Here is a 20,820-nt window from a genome sequence, read left to right on the forward strand (position 1 = left end):
TGTGTGGTCCGGCGGTGTGCTGTTCGCGCAAAGGCTACCGGCCGATCGTCGGTGATCGGTTCGTGACCACAGGCTGATACCGGACCGGTACCGTACGCTCGGATCCGGGCGGGAACAGTGATGTGGATCACTCCGGTTCGGCTTTCGCGCCGCTGTCGCTGTCGGCTCCTTGTTCCGGATCCGTCAGCCGTTGTTCTGGTTCTTGAGCACGGCTTCCATGACGGCCTTGGCGACGGGGGCCGCGAGACCGCCACCGCTGATGTCCTCGCGGTCGGCGTCGCTGTCCTCGATGACGACGGCGACCGCGACCGGGGAGCCCTTGTCGGTCTTGGCGTAGGAGATGAACCAGGCGTAGGGGCGCTTGGCGTTCTTCTCGCCGTGCTGGGCGGTGCCGGTCTTGCCGCCGACGCGGACGCCCTTGATCTTCGCCTTGCCGCCGGTGCCGTTCTCGTTGTCGACGACGTTCTCCATCATCTGCTGGAGCTTCTGCGCGTTGGCGGGCGAGAGCGGGCGGCTCATCTCCTGCGGCTCGTGCTTCTCGATGACGTCGAGGTTGGGGGCGGTGAGCTGGTCGACCATGTACGGCTTCATCAGCTTGCCGTCGTTGGCGACGGCCGCGGCGACCATCGCCATCTGCAGGGGGGTGGCGGCGGTGTTGAACTGGCCGATCGCGGAGAGCGAGTTGCCGGGCCGGTCCATGTTCTTGTCGTAGACGCTGGCGAACGCCCGGACCGGGGTGTCGATCTTGTCGTTGTTGAAGCCGAACTTCTGCGCGGTCTCCAGCATCTTGTCCTTGGTCACCTTGTCGGCGACGTTGGCGAAGACGGAGTTGCAGGAGACCTGGAGCGCGAAGTTGAGGCTCGCCTTCTCGCAGCCCTTGGCGTGGTTGACCATCGGCGTCTGGGTCGTCGGCAGCAGGAACGGCTCGGGGGTGTCCGTCGGCGCGTTGATGTCGGAGACGACGCCGTGCTCCAGCGCGGCCGCGGCGGTGACGACCTTGAAGGTCGAGCCGGGCGGGTACGTCTCGCGCAGGGCCCGGTTGACGAGCTTCTTCTCCGGGCTGTCCTTCAGCTCGACCCAGTTCTTCTCGTCGGTCTTGGAGTTCCCGGCGAAGACGGAGGGGTCGTACGAGGGGGTGCTGACCAGCGCGAGGATGGCGCCGGTGCGCGGGTCGATCGCGGCGACGGCGCCCGTCTTGTCGCCGAGCTTCTCGTACGCGGCCTTCTGGACGTCGGGCATCAGCGTGGTGACGACGTTGCCGCCGGCCTTCTTCTCGCCGGTGAACATGCCGATGGTGCGGTCGAAGAACAGCCGGTCGTCGTTGCCGGTGAGGATCTTGTCCTCCAGGGACTCCAGCTGGGTGGAGCCGAAGGCCTGGGAGGCGTAACCGGTCACCGGTGCCCAGAGCGCACCTTCGTTGTAGACCCGCTTGTACTTGTAGTCGCTGCCGTCGGTGGCCGCGGAGCCCGTGATGGCCTGGCCGCCCGCGACGATGATGTTGCCGCGCTGGGTGGCGTACTGGGCGATCTGGACCCGGCGGTTCTCCTTGCGGGTGCTGAGTTCCTCGGCCTGGACGTACTGGAGCCAGTTGGTCCGGATCAGCAGCGCGAGGACGAGCAGCCCGCAGAAGATCGAGATGCGGCGCAGGGGCTTGTTCATGACGGACGGACCACCTGGGTCATCTCGGAGTCGGGGGACGGTGCCGGGGCCGGGGCGGGGCGGCGTGCGGTGTCGCTGATCCGGATGAGGATCCCGATGAGGGCCCAGTTCGCGAGGACGGACGAACCGCCGGACGCGAGGAAGGGCATGGTCATGCCGGTCAGGGGGATGAGGCCCATGACGCCGCCGGCGACCACGAAGATCTGCAGGGCGAAGGCGCCGGAGAGGCCGATGGCGAAGAGCTTGCCGAAGGGGTCGCGGGCGGCGAGGGCGGTGCGCACACCGCGCTCGATGATCAGGCCGTAGAGCAGGAGGAAGGCCATGACGCCCGCGAGGCCGAGTTCCTCGCCGACCGTGGAGAAGATGAAGTCGGAGTTGGCGGCGAAGCCGATGAGGTCGGAGTTGCCCTGGCCCCAGCCGGTGCCGAGGACCCCGCCGGAGCCGAAGCTCATGATCGACTGGCCGACCTGCTCGCAGGCGCCCGACTTGGTGTAGCAGGCGAAGGGGTCGAGCCAGGCGGTGACACGGGCCTTGACGTGGCTGGCGGTCGCGCCGACGACGGCCGCGCCGGCCACGCTCATGACCAGGCCGATGACGATCCAGCTGGTGCGCTCGGTGGCCACGTACAGCATGATCACGAACATGCCGAAGAAGAGCAGCGAGGTGCCGAGGTCGTTCTCGAAGACGAGGACGAGCAGGCTCATCGCCCAGATCATCAGGATCGGGCCGAGGTCGCGGCCGCGCGGCAGGTAGAGGCCCATGAAGCGGCGGCTGGCCAGCGCGAGGGCGTCGCGCTTCACCATCAGGTAGCCGGCGAAGAAGATCGCGATGACGATCTTCGCGAACTCACCGGGCTGGATGGAGAACCCGGCGACGCTGATCCAGATCTTCGCGCCGAAGACGTCGGCTCCGAGGCCCGGGATGACGGGCAGGATGAGCAGCACCAGCGAGGCGGCCATGGAGATGTACGTGAAGCGCTGCAGCGTGCGGTGGTCCTTGAGGAGCAGCAGCACGGCGGCGAACAGGGCGATGGCGAGCGCCGTGTACATCATCTGCCGGGGGGCCGACTCGGAGAACTGGCCGAACTGGCGCTTGGCCAGGTTCTGCAGCCGCTCCGACTGGTCGAGCCGCCAGATCAGGACGCAGCCGAGCCCGTTGAGCAGCGTGCCGATCGGCAGCAGCAGCGGGTCGGCGTACTTCGCGTAGCGGCGCACCACGAGGTGGGCGATGCCGGCGAGGACGGCCAGGCCGCCGCCGTACGCGATCATGCCCGGCGGCAGCTTGCCGTGGATCGACAGGCCCACGTTGGCGTAGGCGAAGATCGGGATGACCACGGCGAACGCGAGCAGCAGGAGCTCGGTGTTCCGCCGGCTCGGCAGCTCGATGGCGCCGATGGTGGTCGTGTTGGTGACTACGCTCATGGTGTGGCAGGCCCCCTGTGCCCGCAGGTGTGTACTACTGCTTGCCGCAGAGGCCGACCAGCGACTGCTCCGTGGGAGACAGGCTGGGGCCGGGTGCCGGTGGGTTCTGCGCTTCCGCGGCGCGGCGCTCCTCGTCCTTCTTGCACGCGGTGACCTGGACGCCGAGTTCGTCGATCTTCTGACGGGCGCCTTCGAGGCTGGTCTCGGTGATGGTGGCCTCGACCAGCTTCCGCTTGAAGGGCGGCAGGTACTTCAGTTCGATGTCGGTGCGGTCGGTCTCCACCTTGGAGAGCTCCAGCGGCCCGAGGTTCTGGCTGATGCCGCGGAACAGCGCCACGTGCTCGCCCTTGACCCCGATGTAGTACTGCGTCTGGGTCCAGCGGTGGGCGGCGTAGAGGCCGCCTCCGACCACACCGGCGACGATCAGCAGGATCAGGGTGCGGGTGGTCCACTTGCGCCCTTTGCTGCGGCGCCGGCGGGGGTGGTCGTACGTGTCCTCGTAGCGCGAGTCGTCGTCGTACGGGTCGGGTTCGCCGAAGCTGCCGTACGTGCCGCCGCCCTGGCTCTGGTCGGGGTATCCGTAGCCGGGGGCCTCGCCGCTGCCGGGGGGCCCGAAGGCGCCGGCCGGCGGGGGGGCCTGGCGGCCCAGGCCCGAGGCGCGGCCCGCCGGGGTCTGCATGGCGTTGCCGTCGAAGAGCTGGTGCTGGTTCTCGGCGACCGCGCCGACGACGACCGGGGTGTCGTTCAGCTGGGCGGCGAGCGTGTCGCCGCTGTCGGTGTCGAGGACGTCCGCGACGATGCAGGTGATGTTGTCCGGTCCGCCGCCCCGCAGGGCGAGCTGGATCAGGGCCTGCACGGTCTCGTGGGGGCCGTGGTAGTCGGCGAGGGTCTCTTCCAGGGTCTGGTGGGAGACGACGCCGGACAGCCCGTCGGAGCAGATGAGGTAGCGGTCGCCGGTGCGGACCTCGCGGATGGAGAGGTCGGGCTCGACGGTGTCGCCGCTGCCGAGCGCCCGCATGAGGAGGGAGCGCTGCGGGTGGGTGGTGGCTTCCTCTTCGGTGATGCGGCCCTCGTCGACGAGGCGCTGCACCCAGGTGTGGTCCTGGGTGATCTGCGTGAGGACGCCGTCGCGGAGCAGGTAGGCGCGGGAGTCGCCGACGTGGACGAGGCCGAGGCGCTGGCCGGTCCACAGGAGCGCGGTCAAGGTGGTGCCCATGCCCTCGAGCTGGGCGTCCTCCTCGACCATGACGCGCAGTTGGTCGTTCGCGCGCTGCACGGCGGTGGCGAGCGACGTGAGGATGTCGGAGCCCGGGACGTCGTCGTCGAGCTGCACGAGGGAGGAGATCACCTCGGAGCTGGCGACCTCGCCGGCCGCCTGGCCGCCCATGCCGTCGGCCACGGCGAGGAGACGGGGACCGGCATAGCCGGAGTCCTCGTTGCCCTCGCGGATCATGCCCTTGTGGGATCCGGCGGCGAACCGCAGGGACAGACTCATGCGCACCTGCCCAGTCGATTCCTCCGGGTACAACCGGTCTCGAGCCACACTGCCCACCCTCCGGTCGGGAGCGCGCTCGGGTCCGTGTCCTGGGTGGTCCGGACTGCCGCGGCTCGCTCGCTCCGCTCGCTCATTCTCGTACTACTTCCGCAGCTCGATGACGGTCTTGCCGATGCGGATCGGGGCGCCCGGCGGAATGGGCGTCGGGGTGGTCAGCCGGGTCCGGTCGAGATACGTGCCGTTGGTGGACCCGAGATCCTCGACGATCCACTGGCCGTCACGGTCGGGGTAGATCCTGGCATGGCGGCTGGACGCGTAGTCGTCGTCCAGCACGATCGTTGAGTCATGTGCCCGGCCGAGCGTGATCGTCTGTCCCGCGAGGGCGACCGTGGTGCCCGTGAGGGTGCCCTCGGAGACGACGAGCTTGGTCGGCGCTCCGCGGCGCTGGCGCTGCTGTGGCGGCGCGGCGGCCTGGCGGCCGCCCTGCGCCGGCGCTCCGGAGGCGTTCCCGCCGCGGCGTGAGCCGCGCTGGGTGACGCGCGTACCGAAGAGGTCGCTGCGGATGACCTGGACGGCCACGATGACGAACAGCCACAGAACGGCCAGGAAACCCAACCGCATGACCGTCAGGGTCAGCTCTGACATTGCCCCCGCTTCACCCTTCGGCTTGCCGGTAAATGATGGTGGTGCTGCCCACGACGATCCGCGAGCCGTCGCGGAGCGTAGCGCGGGTGGTGTGCTGCCCGTCCACCACGATGCCGTTGGTGGACCCGAGATCCTGGATCGTCGAGGGCGTTCCGGTCCGGATCTCACAGTGCCGGCGCGAGACGCCGGGGTCGTCGATCCGCACGTCGGCTTCGGTGCTTCGGCCGAGTACGAGCGTGGGGCGCGAGATCTGGTGGCGGGTGCCGTTGATCTCGATCCAGTGGCGCCGGGTGGCGCCTCCGGTGGGTACGGGGGCCGGTCCGGCGGCGCCCGGCCGGCGCGCGGGCGCGCCCGGGGGCGGTCCGGCCGGCATCGGCGGTGCGGCGACCGGGGGGTAGCCGTAGCCGCCCTGCTGGTTCTGGGGGGCCTGCTGCGGCGCCTGGGAGGTGCTGGAGGCGAGCGTGCGGCTGCGGACCCGGTAGAGACCGGTGTCGAGGTCGTCGGCCTTCTCCAGGTGGACCTTGATCGGGCCCATGAAGCTGTAGCGCTGCTGCTTGGCGTAGTCGCGGACGAGGCCCGCGAGCTCGTCGCCGAGCTGCCCGGAGTAGGGGCTCAGGCGTTCGTAGTCGCCGGTGCTGAGCTCGACGATGAAGTCGTTCGGGACGACCGTCCGCTCCCGGTTCCAGATCGTCGCGTTGTTGTCGCACTCGCGCTGGAGGGCGCCGGCGATCTCGACGGGCTGGACCTCGGACTTGAACACCTTGGCGAAGGTGCCGTTCACCAGACCTTCGAGTCGCTGCTCGAACCGCTTCAGGACTCCCATGGGGCACCTCCTCCGTCGTTGTCGCCCTGTACTGCTTACTGATCGTATCCACGCGTGGCGGATTCGGCTGGTTCCCCCTGGGTCCCATGCGCATGAGTGTTGGTACTCACAAGGGATCGTAGGGGCGCTCAGGGGACAGTGTCCCGCACCGGGAGCGCGGTGCGGGAGGGGCAATCGGGCCCGGGCCCGGGGGTGCGGGGAAAGCGATGTGAATCCACCCCGTCCGACGTGCTAATGTTTCGACGTCGCCAGGGGAACGGCCCGAAAGGGAAGATCCACTGGGGCGCTGCTCGGGCGAGTGGCGGAACGGCAGACGCGCTGGCTTCAGGTGCCAGTGTCCTTCGGGACGTGGGGGTTCAAATCCCCCCTCGCCCACATCGACGAAACGGTCGTCATCGCGAAAGCGATGGCGGCCGTTTCGCATTTCCCGTGCCCTGGTGGGGTGTTGATCGCGTGCGCGGCGATCCCGGTCCGTACGCGGGGAGTTGGGGCCGCGCGGTGTCCGCCGGACGACTTTCGTCGGGGAGGGCGCGACGAAAGAGGGCGGCCCCGCGGGGGCGGCGGTGTCTAGGGTCGGGCGCGTGGATGCGACGGCGAGGATGCGAGCGGGCTGGGACTGGCTGAAGGGTCCCGAGCCGTGGACCCCGCGGATGCTGGCGGGCGACCTGGTGCTCGCCGGGGTGATCGCGCTGCTCGGGCTGGGGGTCGAAGAGCTCGACAACGGCAGCGTGCAGCGGATGGCGGGCAGCGCCGCTGCTGTGGTGCTGCTCACGTTGGCGCGGCGCCGGCTGCCGGCGACGACCCTGATCGTCGCGTCGGCGGTCTCCCCGTTCCTGCCCGGCTCGTTCCTGATCACCATCTTGCTGGGCTGGTCGGCGGGGCGCCGGATCGTCGGGGTGGGCCGGGCGCTGACCGCGTTCACCGTGGCCTTCCTCGCCGCGGTGGGCTTCGGCGTGGTGCAGGCGTGGTCCGACCAGCGGCCCGTACTCGTGATCGTGTTCTCCACGCTGATGTTCCTCGCGATGACGGTCATGCCGGGTCTGGCCAGCCGCTACTGGTCGCAGCGCCGGACCCTGCTCCAAGCGCTCCAGGAGCGCAACGGGCAGCTGATGCGGGAGCGCGTGATGGTCGCCGGGCAGGCCCGGCTGCGGGAGCGCCAGCGGATCGCCCAGGACATGCACGACAGCCTGGGGCACCAGTTGGCGCTGATCGCGGTGCACACCGGCGCCCTGGAGGTGGACCCGCAGCTCACCGAGCGCCAGCGCGAGGCCGTGGGGGTGCTGCGGCAGGCCTCGGTGGCGGCGATGCACGAGCTGCGGGAGGTCGTCGGGATCCTGCGGGACGGAGTCGAGGCGCCGGTGCCGGCCGAGGAGGCGCAGCCGGCGGCGCGCGGGGTGGCCGGGATCGCGGGGATCGTGGAGGCGGCCCGGAGCGCGGGGACGGACGTGCGGATGGCCGTGTCGGGGCGGCCGAGGCCGCTGGTCGCGGCCTGTGACCACGCGGCGTACCGGATCGTGCAGGAGGCGCTGACCAACGCCTACAAGCACGCTTCGGGGGCGCCGATCGCGGTGGAACTGCGCTACGAGGACGACTCGCTGGTGGTGGAGATCGCCAACGGGCCGGCGGCCGGACCGGGCGTCGGCGCGGTGGTCTCGGGCGGCCAGGGGCTCACCGGTCTGCGGGAGCGGGCCCGGCTCGTCGGCGGGATGGTGCACGCGGGCGGGACCGAGGGCGGCGGCTTCCGGGTGGCCGGAGTGCTCCCGTACGGGGCGGAGCCGGCGGGGGTCGAGGACATCGCCGACGACTTCGGGCAGCAGGCGCAGGCGCAGGCACAGGGGTTCGCGCTGGCGCCGCCGCCGATGGACTGGGCGGCCGTGGACCGGGAGCTCGCCGTACGGGGCCGCAGCCGGGTCGGGGGCGTCGCGATGGGCTGCGGGATCGCCGTCGCGGCGGTGGTGCTGCTGGTGATCGTGATCGGGGCGGGGGTGGTGCTGCTCGTGGGCTCGGCGGGCAGCGCGATGATCAGCCAGGCCGACTACGACAAGGTCCAGGTGGGCGAGTCGGAGGAGGCGGTCCGCAAGAAGCTGCCCGACGGCGACAGCTTCATGACCGACGGCCTGGACCGCAAGGGCCCGGAGCGGCCCGCGGGAACGGACTGTCTGGCCCTGCTGTCGTCGGACGACTCCGGGCTGACCACCAATACTGTTTTCCGGTTCTGCTTCAAGGACGGCAAGCTCGTCGACAAGCAGGCGTACGAGTCCGAGCAGTAGGAGCACGGGTGACAGCCAAGGTGATCCGCGTGGTGATCGCTGACGACGAGCCGCTGATCAGGGCCGGGATCAGGATGATCCTGACCTCGGCACCGGACATCGAGGTCGTCGCCGAGGCGGCGAACGGGCGCGAGGCGGTGGACCTGGCCCGCGCCCACGCGCCGGACGTGATGCTGCTGGACATCCAGATGCCGGTGATGGACGGGCTGACCGCGCTCGGAGAGCTGGGCCGGGCGGTCCCGGAGGTCCGGGCACTGATCCTGACCACCTTCGGGGAGAAGGAGAACGTGCTGCGGGCGCTGGGCTCGGGCGGCGCAGGGTTCCTGCTCAAGGACTCGGCCCCGGGCGAGCTGATCGGCGCGGTCCGGGCCGCCGCGGCGGGGGACGCGTACCTCTCGCCGGGGGCGACCCGGCACGTGGTCGACCAGCTGGCTTCGGGGCAGGGAGCGGCGCGCGGCGAGGAGGCCCGGAGGCGGGTGGCGGAGCTGAGCGAGCGGGAGCGCGGGGTGCTGGCGCTGCTCGGCGAGGGGCTCTCGAACGCGGACGCGGGCCGGCGGCTGCACATGAGCGAGGCGACGGTGAAGACGTACGTGAGCCGGATCCTCTCGAAGCTGGGCTGCGAGAACAGGGTTCAGGCCGCCCTGCTGGCCAGGGACGCCGGGCTGTAGATACGGTCGGGCCGAATCGATGTTGGTGGGGCCGGGCGGATCGATGCCGCCGGGCCGGAACAGTACGACGGGTACGGGCGGGGGCGGCACGGATGGTGGCGGTACCGGAGCAGCGGTCGGCGGAGCCGATATCGGAGTCGGCGGGGGCGGCGGGCGCGCCGTCCGGCGGACGGATCCCGTCCGTCGGCGGGTTCGCGGCGCGGGCCGTGGCCGGTTCGCCCAAGGAGGCGGGCAAGGCCCTGCGGCTGCGGGTGCCTCGCTCGGCACACGCGCGCTTCGAGGCCCCGGCCGGGCGCCCGGACGCGGTGCGGGCGGTGGAGGAGTCCAACGTCGGCCGGGTCCCCGAGCTGGCACCGATACGGGTCGGCCGGATGGCCGCCAACCCCTTCGCGTTCCTGCGCGGGGCGGCCGGGCTGATGGCGCACGACCTGTCCGGCGGCCCGGTGACCGGTGTCGGCGCACAGATCTGCGGCGACGCCCACGCGGCCAATTTCGGCCTGTACGGGGATGCCCGCGGCCGCCTCGTCATCGACCTGAACGACTTCGACGAGACCGTGTTCGGCCCGTGGGAGTGGGACCTGAAGCGGCTCGCGACCTCGCTGGTCCTGGCCGGGCGGGTGGCCGGCGCGGACGAGGACACCTGCCGCGCCGCCGCGCATGACACGGTCGGGGCCTACCGGCGGACCATGCGGCTGCTGGCCAAGCTTCCGGCGCTGGACGCCTGGAACGCCATCGCGGACGAGGAGCTCGTCTCGCACACCGACGCCCGGGACCTGCTGGGCACCCTGGAGCGGGTCTCGGAGAAGGCCCGCAACAACACCTCGGCGCGGTTCGCCGCCAAGTCCACCGAGGCCTGCGCCGACGGTGCCCGTCGCTTCGTGGACGCGCTGCCGGTGCTGCGCCGGGTCGGCGACGGGGAGGCGGCGGCCGTCGCGGCCGCGCTGGGCCCGTACCTGGAGACCCTCCAGGGGGACCGGCTGCCGCTGCTGGCCCGGTACGCGATCCATGACGTGGCGTTCCGGGTGGTGGGCACCGGGAGCGTCGGCACCCGCTCGTACGTGGTGCTGCTGCTGGACCACCGGGGCGAGCCGCTGGTGCTCCAGGTGAAGGAGGCGCGGCCGTCGGTGCTGCTGCCCCACCTGCCCGCGCTGGGCTTCGAGAGCCCGGTCGAGGAGCACGAGGGCCGGCGGGTGGTGGCCGGGCAGAAGCGGATGCAAGTGGTCTCGGACATCCTGCTGGGCTGGACCACGGTGGAGGGGCGGCCGTACCAGGTACGGCAGTTCCGCAACCGCAAGGGCAGCGTGGACCCGGCGGCGCTGGCCCCGGACCAGATCGACGACTACGGGCGGATGACCGGCGCCCTGCTGGCCCGGGCCCACGCGCACAGCGCCGATCCGCGGCTGCTGGCCGGGTACTGCGGCAAGAACGACGAGCTGGACGAGGCGATGGCCGCCTTCGCGGTGGCGTACGCCGACCGGAGCGAGGCCGACCACGCGCACCTGGTGGCGGCGGTGAAGTCCGGGCGGATCGCGGCGGAGGCCGGGGTCTGAGCGGGTCGGGGCCCTGGCCCGGGGGTCACGGTCGCGGGTCGATGTTTCACGTGAAACGTCGGCCCGGGCCGACCGGCCTTAGGCTGGCCGGGTGAGCGAGCAGCAGACTGAAGAGACGGGCGACGAGCGACCCGAGGCGCGCCTGGAGCGGGCCGTGCGGGCCGCCGAGCAGGCGCTGATCGAGTTCGAGATCGCGGTGGAGACCTTCCGGGTGGAGGTGGAGAACTTCTCCCGGCTGCACCACCAGAAGCTCGGCCCGATGTACTCGCGGCTCGACGAGCTGGATGCGCTGATCGCCGAGGCGAAGGCGGAGCGCAGCGGCGACGCCGAGGATCTGCGACGGGCCCGGGACGCCCGCGCGCTGGTGATGCCGATGCCCGGGGTGGACGAGCTGTTCCACGACTGGATGGACTCGTCCGGCATCTCCGACGACGCGTCCGCGATGCTCACCGACCGACCGGTGCAGCCCCCGCAGCGGGTGCGGCCGACGGAGGAGGTACGCCGCCTCTACCGCGAGCTGGTCCGCCAGGCGCACCCGGACCTCGCCCGGGACGAGGCCGAGCGCGAGCGCCGCGATGCGTTCATCGCGCGGGTCAACGCGGCGTACGGGCGGGGCGAGGAGCAGCTGCTGCGCGAGCTGGCCGAGGAGTGGGCCGCCGGCCCCGTGCCGGAGGCCGTGCGGCAGCTGAACGAGAGCGAGGAGCTCTACGCCCGGCTGGAGTGGCTGGCACGGCGCAAGGAGCTGCTGGCGACGCTGGCGCGCGAGCTGGAGGACAGCGCGATCGGATCGATGCTGCGGATGGCTCCGGACGACCCGGACCGGCTGCTGGAGGAGATCGCGGAACAGCTGCTCGCCGATGTCGCGAAGCGTGAGGCCGAGCTCGCCGCGCTCGTTGGATAGGTTGGGACACAGATCTGCGATGAGAGAAGGCGACGTATGAACTTCGGACCGCTTCCCTCGGTGGACGCCGCCGCGGTGCCCTCCGAAGGCTTTGTCCTCGACGTCCGGGAGGACGACGAATGGGCTGCCGGACATGTGGAAGGTGCCCTGCACATCCCGATGAGCGACTTCGTGGCCCGCTTCGGTGAGCTGACGGAGGCCGTCGATGACGGCCGCCGCGTGCACGTGATGTGCCGGGTCGGCGGGCGCTCCGCGCAGGTCACCCAGTACCTGGTGCGCCAGGGCATCGACGCCGTGAACATCGACGGTGGCATGCAGGCCTGGGACGGCGCCGGGCGCCCGATGGTGACCGACCACGGGAACCCGGCCTTCGTGCTCTGACTCCGGTTCCGGCTCCGGCTCCGCTCCGGTCCCGGCTTTGGTCCGGGCTCCGGAACGTCAGGCGAGGGCGTGGGCGGCCAGCAGGTCGCCCAGCGCCTCCTCGTGGGCGGCGGCCGGGCCCAGCTGGAGCTCCAGCTGCTTGGCCCACGCGTGGTAGCGGTGCAGCGGGTAGTCGGTGTCGGCGCCGAAGCCGCCGTGCAGGTGCTGCGCGGTCTGGACGACCCGGCGCACCCCTTCGGAGGCCCAGATCTTGGCGACCGCGACGTCCCCGGCGCTCGGCAGCGGGCCGCCGGCTCCGCCGGTCGCGGCGTCGAGCCGCCAGGCGGCCTGCCAGAGGGTGACCTCCATGGCGCGCAGGTCGATGTAGCGGTCGGCGGCTTGGACCGCGACGGCCTGGAAGGTGGCCACCGGGAAGCCGAACTGTTCGCGCTTGCCGGTGTATTGGCTGGTCATGGTGAGCACGTTCTCGCCCAGGCCGAGTGCCAGGGCGCAGGTCCCGGTGGCCAGGAGCTGGCGCAGCCGCTCCCAGGCGCCGGGGGTCTCGATGAGGTGGCTCGCGGGCACCCGCACGCCGTCCAGGGCGAGTTCGGCGAGCCGTTCCCCGCTGGTGGAGACCTGGTCGGCCAGGGTGAGCCCCTCGGCGGTGCGCGGGACGAGCGCCAGGACGGCCTCCCCCTCGCCGGTGTGGGCCGGTACGGCGATCCAGTCGGCTCCCTGCGCCCACGGGACGGCGGTCTGCACCCCGTCGAGGGTCCACCCGGAGCCCTCGCGGCGGGCGGTGACGGCGAGTTCGGCGGGATCGTGCCCGCTGCGGCCGTGGGCGGCGGCGGTGAGGACGAGCGTGCCGCGCCCGGCGGCGGGCAGCAGGGCGGCGGCCAGTTCGGGGCTCCCGTGGGCCTGGACGGCCATGGCGGTGGCGCAGTGCTCCAGCAGCGGCACCCGGGCCAGCACCTTCGCCGCCTCGCGCAGCACCAGGCACAGGGCGATCGCGTCGAGGCCCGCGCCGTCGTGCTCCTCGGCGAGGACCAGGCTCAGCAGGTCGGACGCGGCGAGCTTGGCCCACAGCGGCCGGTCGAAGTCCTCGGCGACGGCCCCCGGGGTCAGCGCGGGGCTGGGCACGCCGTCCGGGGCGACGTCAGCGAAGACGGCCCTCGCCGCTTCGACGGCGGCCTGCTGCTCCTCGGTGAAGGTGAAGTCCACTGCCTGTCCTCCCGCGCGCACCGGATCCCGTCAGGCCCGGTCCGGACCTGACGGTGCGTCAAGATAGAGCAGGATGGAGGAAATGGACAGACTCAGCGGTCGAAGTCGATCTCCACTTCCTCGGTCACCGCGTGCGACTGGCAGGCCAGCACGAACCCGGCTTCCGTCTCCTCCGACTCCAGCGCGAAGTTGCGGTCCATCCGGACCTCGCCCGTGACCAGGAAGGCCCTGCAGGTGCCGCAGACCCCGCCCTTGCAGGCGTACGGGGCGTCCGCGCGGTTGCGCAGCACGGCGTCCAGCAGGGACTCGCCGTCCTGGACGGGCCAGGTCCCCGAGCGGCCGTCGAGGCGGGCGGTGACCCGTACGTGGGACGGGGTGGCGGCCGGGGCCGGCGCAGCCGTGTCCTCGACGTGGAAGATCTCCTCATGGATCCGGGTCCGCAGGACGCCGAGCGTGCCCAGAGCCCGCTCCGCGCCCATGACCAGCCCGTAGGGGCCGCACAGGAACCAGCCCGTCACCTCCGCGACCGGCAGCAGCGCGGGCAGCAGCGCCTTCAGCCGCTCCTCGTCGAGGCGGCCGGACGGCAGCCCGGCCTCCTGCTCCTCGCGGGAGAGGACGGTCACCAGCTGGAAGCGGTCGGGGAAGCGGTCCTTGAGGTCGGCGACCTCGTCCAGGAACATCGTCGACGCGGCCGAGCGGTCGCTGCGGACCAGGCAGAACCGGGCATCGGGCCGCGCCGCCAGCAGCGAGGCGGCGATCGACAGCACCGGGGTGATCCCGCTGCCGCCGACGATCGCCGCATAGTGCCCGGCGGCCGGAGCGGCGGCCGGCTCCAGGACGAACCGCCCGGCCGGGACCATCACGTCCAGCACGTCCCCGGCGGCGATCTCCTTGTGGGCGAACGTGGAGAACTCGCCGCCCTCCACCAGCCGCACACCCACCCGCAGCGCCGCCGGTCCCGGGCCCGCGGGGGCCGGGGCGGGCGAGCAGATCGAGTACGTGCGGCGGACTTCCGTGCCCTCGGGGGTGCGGCGGCGCAGGGTGAGGTGCTGGCCGGGGGCGTGCAGGTACTCGCCGCGCAGCTCCTCGGGGACGCGCAGGGTCAGCGCCACGGAGTCGTCGGTGAGCCGGTCGACCGCCGCCACCGTCAGCGGGTGGAAGGCGCCGTGGCGCGCGGGGCGCCCGGAGCCCGACGTGGGCGACGGCGTGGACGCGGCCATCTACAGCTCCTTGAAGTGGTCGAACGGTTCACGGCAGGCGGTGCAGCGGCGCAGCGCCTTGCATGCGGTGGAGGAGAACCGGCTGAGCAGTTCGGTGTCGGTCGATCCGCAGTTGGGGCAGCGGACCGAGAGGGTGACCGGGACCGGCCCGCCGGCCGCGTGCGGGCGCGGCGGGGCGATGCCGAACTCGGCGAGCTTGCGCCGCCCCTCGGCGCTGATGTCGTCGGTGGACCAGGCCGGGGCCAGGACGGTGCGCACCCGCACGTCCGGGATGCCGTGGCCGGTCAGGACCCGCTCGATGTCGGCGGACATGGCCTCGATGGCGGGGCAGCCGGTGTAGGTCGGGGTCAGGGTGACCTCGACGTGGCCGTCCTCATGCATCCGCACGCCCCGCATCACGCCCAGCTCGGCGAGGCTGAGGACGGGCAGTTCGGGATCGGGGACCGAGCCCGCGAGCTCGGCGAGCTCCGCCTCCAGGCGGGTCATGGCCTCCGGGGCCCCCGGCGAGGCGGGCCCGGCCGCGGGGGCCGCGGTGCGCGGCTCGTCCGTCACCATGACGCCCCCGGATGGCTGCGGTGCAGGTGCTGCATCTCGGCGAGCATCCGGCCGAAGGACTCGGTGTGCAGGCCCTGGCGGCCCGCTCCGGCGGCCCAGGCGCCGGTGCGCGGGCCTTCGGGCAGCGCGAGCCCGGCCCGCTCCAGTACGCCGCCCACGGCGGCCAGCCAGCGGCCCTCCAGGGCGGCCCAGTCCACGCCGTCGACGCCGTCCACCGGCTGGAACATCTCGCCGGTGTACTTCCACAGCGCGTCGAGGGCGGCCCGCATGCGGGTGCGGCTCTCCTGCGTGCCGTCGCCGAGCCGCAGGGTCCACTGCTCGGCGTGGTCGCGGTGGTAGGCGGTCTCCTTGACGGCCTTGGCCGCGAGCGGGGCGAACGGGCCGTCACCGGCCGCCAGTTCCGTGTAGAGCTCGTGCTGGTGGAAGGAGAAGTACAGCTGGCGGGCGATGGTGTGGGCGAAGTCCCCGTTCGGCTGCTCGACCAGCTGGAGGTTGCGGAAGGACCGCTCCTCGCGCAGGAAGGCCAGCTCGTCCTCGTCGCCGGCCATGGACAGCAGGACGCGGGCCTGGCCGAGCAGGTCCAGCGCGATGTTCGCGAGGGCGACCTCCTCCTCCAGGACGGGGGCGTGTCCCGCCCACTCGCCGAGGCGGTGGGAGAGGATCAGCGCGTCGTCCCCGAGCGCGAGGGCCGCCGACCGGGCGACGTCGGCCTGGACGCCATCGGGCTGAACGGCATCGGACTGAACGGCATCGGTGCTGGTCACAGGTGGTGCACCCCCTCGGGGATCTCGTAGAAGGTCGGGTGCCGGTACGGCTTGTCGGCGGAGGGCGCGAAGAAGGGGTCCCGCTCGTCCGGCGAGGACGCGGTGATCTCGGTGGAGGGCACCACCCAGATCGAGATGCCCTCGCCGCGCCGGGTGTAGAGGTCGCGGGCGTTGCGCAGGGCCATCTCCGCGTCGGGTGCGTGCAGGCTGCCCGCGTGCGTGTGCGAGAGGCCGCGGCGCGAGCGCACGAACACCTCCCACAGTGGCCAGTTCTGCGTCATACCCCTGCCTCCTCGTTCGTCGCCGTGCTCTGTACGGCGTGGTGTGCGCTGTGCTTCTCCGCGTACGCCGCGGCCGCCTCGCGGACCCAGGCGCCTTCCTCGTGGGCCCGGCGCCGCTGGCCGATCCGCTGTTCGTTGCAGGGGCCGTTGCCCTTGAGCACGTCCCAGAACTCCGCCCAGTCGATCGCGCCGAAGTCGTGGTGCCCGCGCTCCTCGTTCCACTTGAGGTCCGGGTCGGGCAGGGTCAGGCCGAGCGCCTCGGCCTGCGGAACGGCGATGTCCACGAAGCGCTGGCGCAGCTCGTCATTGGAGTGCCGCTTGATCCGCCAGGCCATGGACTGGGCGGAGTGCGCCGATTCGTCGTCCGGCGGGCCGAACATCATCAGCGAGGGCCACCACCAGCGGTTCACGGCGTCCTGCGCCATCGCGTGCTGCGCCTCGGTGCCCTTGGACAGCGCCATGAGGAGCTCGAAGCCCTGGCGCTGGTGGAAGGACTCCTCCTTGCAGATCCGGACCATCGCGCGGGCGTACGGACCGTACGAGCAACGGCAGATCGGGACCTGGTTGGTGATCGCCGCGCCGTCCACGAGCCAGCCGATCGCGCCGACATCGGCCCAGGTCAGGGTGGGGTAGTTGAAGATCGACGAGTACTTCTGCTTGCCGGAGTGGAGCTTGTCGAGCAGCTCGTCGCGGCTGGTGCCGAGGGTTTCGGCGGCGCTGTACAGGTAGAGGCCGTGCCCGGCCTCGTCCTGGACCTTGGCCATCAGGATCGCCTTGCGGCGCAGCGAGGGCGCCCGGGTGATCCAGTTGGCCTCGGGCTGCATTCCGATGATCTCGGAGTGGGCATGCTGGGCCATCTGGCGGACCAGCGAGGCGCGGTACGCCTCGGGCATCCAGTCCCGCGGCTCGACGCGCTCCTCGGCCGCCACCGCGGCATCGAAGGCCGCCGCGAGCTGTGCCCCGAGGTCAGCCCCGAGGCCTGAGTCCTGCCCCGTTTCCGGGGTCACTGCCACCATCCCGGCCCCCTGCCAGAGATTGTTGACCGCCCGACCGACCGATCGTTCGGTTCGTACTCTTCAATGGTGGGTCGGCGGCCCGTAGGGTGTCAACCTCTGAGGTCAACCCTGTGGACGCCGGATGATCGGGGCGGGATGGAATCGAACGAGCGCGAGCCCGCGGAAGCGGCCGTTCCGCCGGCCGGTCCCCCGAGCGGTCCGCCGCCCGGCGCAGCGGCGGCCGTCCCCGTCCCGTCGGCCCGTCCGCCGATCGATCCGGAGGCCGTGCCCCCCGCCGATCCCCCCGCCGCGGCGGCCGCCCCGCCGCCCGCCGACCGGGCCGCGCCGGTGCGGGCCCCCGGGATCGCTGGCCTGTCCGCCCCGTACCGCGTCGTCACGGCCCTGGCCCTCGCGGCCGTGGGCCTCGCCGCCTGCGCTCACCTGGCGCTGGTCTTCCTGCACGTCGCCCCGTCCAACACGGTGAGCAAGCAGCACGCGCGGACGGTCGACGACTGGATCTACCCCGAGTTCGAGCAGAACTGGAAGCTCTTCGCCCCCAACCCGCTCCAGCAGAACATCGCCGTGGAAGTACGGGCCGAGGTCCGCAGCGGCCTCGGCGGCGAGCTGATCTCCGTCGACTGGCGCGACCTGTCCGCGCAGGACGCCGCGGCGATCCGGCACAGCCTGCTGCCGAGCCACACGCGGCAGAACGAGCTCCGGCGGGCCTGGGACTTCTTCACCGGTTCGCACGACGAGGACAACAAGCCGATCGGCGAGCGCGGCGAACTGTCGGAGCAGTACCTGCGGCGGATCGCGCTGAACCGGCTCGCCGAGGACGGGGCCGTGCGGGGCGGGATCGTACGGATCCAGCTGCGCTCGGTGACGCGGGCGGTGCCGGCGCCGCCGTGGAGCGACGAGAAGACCGACACCCAGACGTACTACCGGGAGCTGCCGTGGTGGACGGTGTGAGACGGGCACCGGCCGCGCGGGCACCGGCGCGCGCACTGGCGCCGGCGCGGGCCGCCGCCGGCCGGGCCGTCGCCCGGGTCAGCGGGCGGGCGCTCGGCCCGTACCAGAGCGCCGTCGTGCGGATCGGCTTCTCGGCGACCTGGCTGTTCTTCCTGCTGCGGGAGTTCCCGAACCGCGGCGAGCTGTACGGGCCGCACGGCCCCTGGAGCTTCGCCCTGGCGGAGCGGCTGATCGCCTCGAACCACGCCTTCTCGGCGCTGATGTGGTCGGACTCGGAATGGTGGTTCCAGACCGTCTACGCGGTGTCGGTGCTGTCGAGCCTGCTGCTGATGCTGGGCTGGCGTACGCGCGCGACGTCCGTGGTGTTCATGGTCGGGGTGCTGTCGCTGCAGAACCGCAGCGTGTTCATGGGCGACGGCGGGGACAACGTCATCCACCTGATGGCGATCTACCTGGTGCTGACCCGGTGCGCGCAGGTGTGGTCGCTGGACGCACGGCGCGCGCGGCTGCGCGGGTCTGCCTCGGCGGGGGCGGCCGGGCCGGTGCTGTGGGGCGTACTGGGCGCGGTGTTCGCGTACGGGGCGGTGACGGAGCGGTTCGGCTCCGGCTGGCTGGCGGCGTTCGCCGCGCTGTGGGTCGTGTGCGCGCTGTGGTGGATGGTGGACCGGTACGAGCCGGAGGGCGAGGGGCGGGCGGTCCTGGACGTCCTGGCGAACCTGGTGCACAACGCGGGGCTGTTGGTGATCATGGCGGAGGTCTGCCTGATCTACGCGACGGCCGGCTGGTACAAGATCCAGGGCTCGCGGTGGCAGGACGGCACCGCGCTGTACTACCCGCTCGGGCTGGACTACTTCACGCCGTGGCCGGGGCTGTCGGGGATCCTGGCGGGGAGCGGCGTGCTGGTGATGCTGCTGTCGTACGGGACGGTGGCGGTGCAGGTCGCCTTCCCGTTCACGGTGTTCAACCGGCGGATCAAGAACGTGCTGCTGGCGTTGATGATGCTGGAGCACGCGGGGATCGCGGTGCTGCTGGGTCTGCCGTTCTTCTCCCTGGCGATGATCGCCGCTGACGCGGTGTTCCTGCCGACGGCGTTCCTGCTCTGGCTGGGAGCCAGGGCCTCCGGCGTGACGGGGCGATGGTGGGCGGCCGCCGCGGGCGGAGGCGGGTCCGGGGCCGAGCGGGCGCCGACCGGCTGACTACCCTCAGCGGTATGAGTGAGCTGGAGCAAAGCGGGCGGGAGTGGCGGGAGACCGCGGAGCGGGGGGACCTCGTACTCCTCGACGGGTTCCACGCGCTGAAGCACGCCCTGCGGTTCGGGGCGGATGTGCGGGTCGTCGTGGCCGACGATCCCGATGCCGTACGGGCGCTGGCGAACGAGCTCGCTCCGGATGTGGCGGGCGAGGTGGGCCGGCTGGTGCGCAGGGGCGAGCTGCGGACGCTCCTGAACCGGGTGCATCCCACCGGGGTGGCGGCGCTGGCCGTACGGCCCGATCGGGCCGCGGGGCGGGCACGGCTCGACCGGCGGCCGCGGACGGCGCCCGTCGTCGTACTCGACAACCCCCGCAACCTCGGCAATGTCGGCGCGGTCGTCCGCCTCGCCGCGGGCTTCGGCGCCACCGGCGTCGTCACCCGGGGCGATCTCGACCCCTGGCACCCCAACGTGGTCCGCGCCGGAGCCGGTCTGCACTACGCCACCACCGTGGACCGGGTCGGCATCGACACCCTGCCCGCGGGGCCGGTGTACGCGCTCGACCCGGAGGGCGAGGACATCCGCGCCCTCACCCTCCCGGACGACGCCCTGCTCGCCTTCGGCTCGGAGCGGCACGGCATCTCGCCCGAGCTGCGCGAACGGGCCGACCACCTGGTGGCCCTCCCGATGCGCCCGCAGGTCTCCAGCTACAACCTGGCCACCAGCGTGGCCATGACCCTCTTCCACTGGGGCGGGCCGAAGCTCACGCCTCGAGACTGACCGGCATCAGGAGCGAGAAGACGTCCTCGACGTCGGGGCGCAGCAGGACGAGGGGGGCCTTGGGCCCGATGTACTCCAGCAGCAGTTCGTCCCCGGCGGCCAGCGCGTCGAGCAGGAAGGCGGGGTTGACCCCGACCCGGTCGCCGCTGGAGTCGTCGTCGCCGACGGTCACCGTGTCCGTCAGGACGAGGACGCACACCTCGCCGTCCTGCGCGGCGAGGGCCTGTCGCAGGGCCGGTACGTCCAGGGTGAGGCGGCGGCCCTCGGGCAGTCGCGTGAGGCGGCGGTAGTCGGGGAACTCCTCGCCGAGGCTCTGCCCGGCGGTCTGGCGGCCCTGGGTCTCCAGTTCCACCTTCCCCCCGTCCACGGTGAGGCGGGCCGGTGCCCCGCCGGTCAGCAGGGCGCGCATCGCGTCCGCGAGCGGGGTGGGCACGGTGACCTGGACCCGCCCGCCGCCGTGGCCGGTGGTGGGCGTGCGGGCGACGCCCATCCGATAGCGGTCCGTGGCCACCAGGTGCAGGGCATCGCCCTCGATGTCGAAGTGGATCCCGCCGAGCACGGGCAGCTCGGGGTCGGTTCCGGCGGCGAAGCGCACGGCGTCCAGGGCGGCCGCGAGCTCGCCGCCCGGCACGGTCAGCCGGGCGGTGGCGGCGGTGGCGGTGGTCATGGAGGTCTCCTTGTGTCCGAGTAGGGCTCGTACCGTGGAGAGTTCCTCGCGCGCCTTGGCCAGCCCGCGCTCGAGCCGTCGCAGATGCCCGTCGAGCAGCCGGGGCACCAGGCCGGTGTCCCCTCCGGCCCAGCCGGCCAGCACCAGCCGGATGTCCGCGAGCGGCATCCCGGAGCGCCGCAGCCGAGCCAGCAGCCGGGCCTCGCCGAGCTGTTCGGGCGCGTACCAGCGGTATCCGGTCACCGGATCCACCCACGCCGGTACGAGGACGCCCGCGCGGTCGTAGAACCGCAGGGCGCTCACCCCCAGCCCGCTGTCCCGGCCCATCTCGCCGATGCTGCGCATGTCGCTCTCCACACCCACGACTCTGGGACCTCCACCAGGTCG

General features: G+C 72.2%; 20 protein-coding genes and 1 tRNA gene. 9 read left to right on the forward strand and 12 right to left on the reverse strand.

Going from position 1 to position 20,820, the window contains the following annotated elements; all coding sequences use genetic code 11:
- Nucleotides 1-183: 183 nt before the first annotated feature.
- From ACFYZS_RS10895 to ACFYZS_RS10915, 5 genes are all read right to left on the reverse strand, one after another.
- Nucleotides 184-1,659 (reverse strand): peptidoglycan D,D-transpeptidase FtsI family protein, encoded by a 1,476-nt coding sequence (locus tag ACFYZS_RS10895; RefSeq protein ID WP_389009437.1) that lies wholly within the window; start codon nucleotides 1,657-1,659, stop codon nucleotides 184-186.
- On the reverse strand, nucleotides 1,656-3,080 hold the full coding sequence (locus ACFYZS_RS10900) for an FtsW/RodA/SpoVE family cell cycle protein (RefSeq protein ID WP_030153129.1): 1,425 nt from the start codon (nucleotides 3,078-3,080) through the stop codon (nucleotides 1,656-1,658). Before ACFYZS_RS10900 ends, ACFYZS_RS10895 begins: the two co-directional genes overlap by 4 nt.
- A gap of 34 nt (nucleotides 3,081-3,114) precedes the next feature.
- A complete protein-coding gene (locus ACFYZS_RS10905) occupies nucleotides 3,115-4,575 on the reverse strand; it encodes a Stp1/IreP family PP2C-type Ser/Thr phosphatase (protein WP_389009440.1) in 1,461 nt (486 codons plus the stop codon).
- A 141-nt stretch (nucleotides 4,576-4,716) separates the two neighbouring features.
- A complete protein-coding gene (locus ACFYZS_RS10910) occupies nucleotides 4,717-5,220 on the reverse strand; it encodes an FHA domain-containing protein (RefSeq protein ID WP_030857660.1) in 504 nt (167 codons plus the stop codon).
- A 10-nt stretch (nucleotides 5,221-5,230) separates the two neighbouring features.
- Nucleotides 5,231-6,043 (reverse strand): FhaA domain-containing protein, encoded by an 813-nt coding sequence (locus ACFYZS_RS10915; protein ID WP_389009444.1) that lies wholly within the window; start codon nucleotides 6,041-6,043, stop codon nucleotides 5,231-5,233.
- A 292-nt stretch (nucleotides 6,044-6,335) separates the two neighbouring features.
- Here ACFYZS_RS10915 and ACFYZS_RS10920 point away from each other — a divergent pair.
- The 6 genes from ACFYZS_RS10920 (at nucleotide 6,336) to ACFYZS_RS10945 (ending at nucleotide 11,813) form a co-directional block, all read left to right on the forward strand.
- Nucleotides 6,336-6,418 (forward strand) — tRNA-Leu (locus tag ACFYZS_RS10920).
- 224 nt (nucleotides 6,419-6,642) lie between these two features.
- Complete coding sequence (locus tag ACFYZS_RS10925) at nucleotides 6,643-8,313, forward strand: histidine kinase (protein WP_389010249.1); 1,671 nt, start codon at nucleotides 6,643-6,645, stop codon at nucleotides 8,311-8,313.
- Between the two features lie 8 nt (nucleotides 8,314-8,321).
- Complete coding sequence (locus ACFYZS_RS10930; protein ID WP_389009446.1) at nucleotides 8,322-8,981, forward strand: response regulator; 660 nt, start codon at nucleotides 8,322-8,324, stop codon at nucleotides 8,979-8,981.
- A 92-nt stretch (nucleotides 8,982-9,073) separates the two neighbouring features.
- Nucleotides 9,074-10,531 carry a DUF2252 domain-containing protein gene (locus ACFYZS_RS10935; protein ID WP_389009449.1) on the forward strand — a complete coding sequence of 486 codons (1,458 nt, stop codon included), beginning with the start codon at nucleotides 9,074-9,076 and terminating at the stop codon, nucleotides 10,529-10,531.
- Nucleotides 10,532-10,622: 91 nt separating this feature from the next.
- Entirely contained in the window at nucleotides 10,623-11,432 is an 810-nt protein-coding gene (locus ACFYZS_RS10940) for a J domain-containing protein (RefSeq protein ID WP_389009452.1), read from the forward strand.
- Between the two features lie 36 nt (nucleotides 11,433-11,468).
- Complete coding sequence (locus ACFYZS_RS10945) at nucleotides 11,469-11,813, forward strand: rhodanese-like domain-containing protein (RefSeq protein WP_389009455.1); 345 nt, start codon at nucleotides 11,469-11,471, stop codon at nucleotides 11,811-11,813.
- Nucleotides 11,814-11,870: 57 nt separating this feature from the next.
- Here the strand turns inward: ACFYZS_RS10945 and ACFYZS_RS10950 are convergent, their stop codons facing one another.
- The 6 genes from ACFYZS_RS10950 to paaA form a co-directional block, all read right to left on the reverse strand.
- Entirely contained in the window at nucleotides 11,871-13,013 is a 1,143-nt protein-coding gene (locus ACFYZS_RS10950; RefSeq protein WP_389009458.1) for an acyl-CoA dehydrogenase family protein, read from the reverse strand.
- A gap of 92 nt (nucleotides 13,014-13,105) precedes the next feature.
- Nucleotides 13,106-14,233: a 2Fe-2S iron-sulfur cluster-binding protein gene (locus ACFYZS_RS10955; RefSeq protein WP_389009461.1), complete on the reverse strand. Its 1,128-nt coding sequence runs from the start codon at nucleotides 14,231-14,233 to the stop codon at nucleotides 13,106-13,108.
- Nucleotides 14,234-14,719 (reverse strand): 1,2-phenylacetyl-CoA epoxidase subunit PaaD, encoded by a 486-nt coding sequence (gene paaD, locus ACFYZS_RS10960; protein ID WP_389010252.1) that lies wholly within the window; start codon nucleotides 14,717-14,719, stop codon nucleotides 14,234-14,236. It lies immediately after the preceding gene.
- A gap of 62 nt (nucleotides 14,720-14,781) precedes the next feature.
- Entirely contained in the window at nucleotides 14,782-15,552 is a 771-nt protein-coding gene (paaC, locus tag ACFYZS_RS10965) for a 1,2-phenylacetyl-CoA epoxidase subunit PaaC (protein WP_389009464.1), read from the reverse strand.
- Nucleotides 15,549-15,833, reverse strand: coding sequence for a 1,2-phenylacetyl-CoA epoxidase subunit PaaB (gene paaB / locus ACFYZS_RS10970; protein ID WP_030292728.1), 285 nt, complete (start codon nucleotides 15,831-15,833; stop codon nucleotides 15,549-15,551). The genes paaC and paaB overlap by 4 nt, the downstream gene beginning before the upstream one ends.
- Complete coding sequence (gene paaA / locus ACFYZS_RS10975; RefSeq protein ID WP_030153110.1) at nucleotides 15,830-16,849, reverse strand: 1,2-phenylacetyl-CoA epoxidase subunit PaaA; 1,020 nt, start codon at nucleotides 16,847-16,849, stop codon at nucleotides 15,830-15,832. Before paaA ends, paaB begins: the two co-directional genes overlap by 4 nt.
- 135 nt (nucleotides 16,850-16,984) lie before the next feature.
- Between paaA and ACFYZS_RS10980 the strand changes: the two genes are divergently transcribed.
- The 3 genes from ACFYZS_RS10980 to ACFYZS_RS10990 are packed head-to-tail and all read left to right on the forward strand — an operon-like array spanning nucleotide 16,985 to nucleotide 19,766.
- Complete coding sequence (locus ACFYZS_RS10980; protein WP_389009467.1) at nucleotides 16,985-17,797, forward strand: DUF5819 family protein; 813 nt, start codon at nucleotides 16,985-16,987, stop codon at nucleotides 17,795-17,797.
- A complete protein-coding gene (locus ACFYZS_RS10985) occupies nucleotides 17,794-18,993 on the forward strand; it encodes an HTTM domain-containing protein (protein WP_389009469.1) in 1,200 nt (399 codons plus the stop codon). Before ACFYZS_RS10980 ends, ACFYZS_RS10985 begins: the two co-directional genes overlap by 4 nt.
- 14 nt (nucleotides 18,994-19,007) lie before the next feature.
- Nucleotides 19,008-19,766, forward strand: a complete 759-nt coding sequence (locus tag ACFYZS_RS10990) for a TrmH family RNA methyltransferase (RefSeq protein WP_389009471.1) — start codon at nucleotides 19,008-19,010, stop codon at nucleotides 19,764-19,766.
- Here ACFYZS_RS10990 and ACFYZS_RS10995 read toward each other — a convergent pair.
- On the reverse strand, nucleotides 19,750-20,778 hold the full coding sequence (locus ACFYZS_RS10995) for a MerR family transcriptional regulator (protein ID WP_389009473.1): 1,029 nt from the start codon (nucleotides 20,776-20,778) through the stop codon (nucleotides 19,750-19,752). The genes ACFYZS_RS10990 and ACFYZS_RS10995 overlap by 17 nt on opposite strands.
- Between the last annotated feature and the right edge of the window lie 42 nt (nucleotides 20,779-20,820).

Origin of the sequence: Streptomyces sp. NPDC001903, from assembly GCF_042891345.1 — a bacterium.
Lineage (GTDB): Bacteria > Actinomycetota > Actinomycetes > Streptomycetales > Streptomycetaceae > Streptomyces.

Excerpts from the sequence above, each read along its gene's own strand:
- ACFYZS_RS10895 (WP_389009437.1), bottom strand. The coding sequence starts at position 1,659 with ATGAACAAGCCCCTGCGCCGCATCTCGATCTTCTGCGGGCTGCTCGTC.
- ACFYZS_RS10900 (WP_030153129.1), bottom strand. The coding sequence starts at position 3,080 with ATGAGCGTAGTCACCAACACGACCACCATCGGCGCCATCGAGCTGCCG.
- ACFYZS_RS10905 (WP_389009440.1), bottom strand. The coding sequence starts at position 4,575 with ATGAGTCTGTCCCTGCGGTTCGCCGCCGGATCCCACAAGGGCATGATC.
- ACFYZS_RS10910 (WP_030857660.1), bottom strand. The coding sequence starts at position 5,220 with ATGTCAGAGCTGACCCTGACGGTCATGCGGTTGGGTTTCCTGGCCGTT.
- ACFYZS_RS10915 (WP_389009444.1), bottom strand. The coding sequence starts at position 6,043 with ATGGGAGTCCTGAAGCGGTTCGAGCAGCGACTCGAAGGTCTGGTGAAC.
- ACFYZS_RS10925 (WP_389010249.1), top strand. The coding sequence starts at position 6,643 with ATGCGAGCGGGCTGGGACTGGCTGAAGGGTCCCGAGCCGTGGACCCCG.
- ACFYZS_RS10935 (WP_389009449.1), top strand. The coding sequence starts at position 9,074 with ATGGTGGCGGTACCGGAGCAGCGGTCGGCGGAGCCGATATCGGAGTCG.
- ACFYZS_RS10945 (WP_389009455.1), top strand. The coding sequence starts at position 11,469 with ATGAACTTCGGACCGCTTCCCTCGGTGGACGCCGCCGCGGTGCCCTCC.
- ACFYZS_RS10955 (WP_389009461.1), bottom strand. The coding sequence starts at position 14,233 with ATGGCCGCGTCCACGCCGTCGCCCACGTCGGGCTCCGGGCGCCCCGCG.
- paaD (WP_389010252.1), bottom strand. The coding sequence starts at position 14,719 with ATGACCCGCCTGGAGGCGGAGCTCGCCGAGCTCGCGGGCTCGGTCCCC.
- paaB (WP_030292728.1), bottom strand. The coding sequence starts at position 15,833 with ATGACGCAGAACTGGCCACTGTGGGAGGTGTTCGTGCGCTCGCGCCGC.
- paaA (WP_030153110.1), bottom strand. The coding sequence starts at position 16,849 with ATGGTGGCAGTGACCCCGGAAACGGGGCAGGACTCAGGCCTCGGGGCT.
- ACFYZS_RS10980 (WP_389009467.1), top strand. The coding sequence starts at position 16,985 with ATGGAATCGAACGAGCGCGAGCCCGCGGAAGCGGCCGTTCCGCCGGCC.
- ACFYZS_RS10990 (WP_389009471.1), top strand. The coding sequence starts at position 19,008 with ATGAGTGAGCTGGAGCAAAGCGGGCGGGAGTGGCGGGAGACCGCGGAG.
- ACFYZS_RS10995 (WP_389009473.1), bottom strand. The coding sequence starts at position 20,778 with ATGCGCAGCATCGGCGAGATGGGCCGGGACAGCGGGCTGGGGGTGAGC.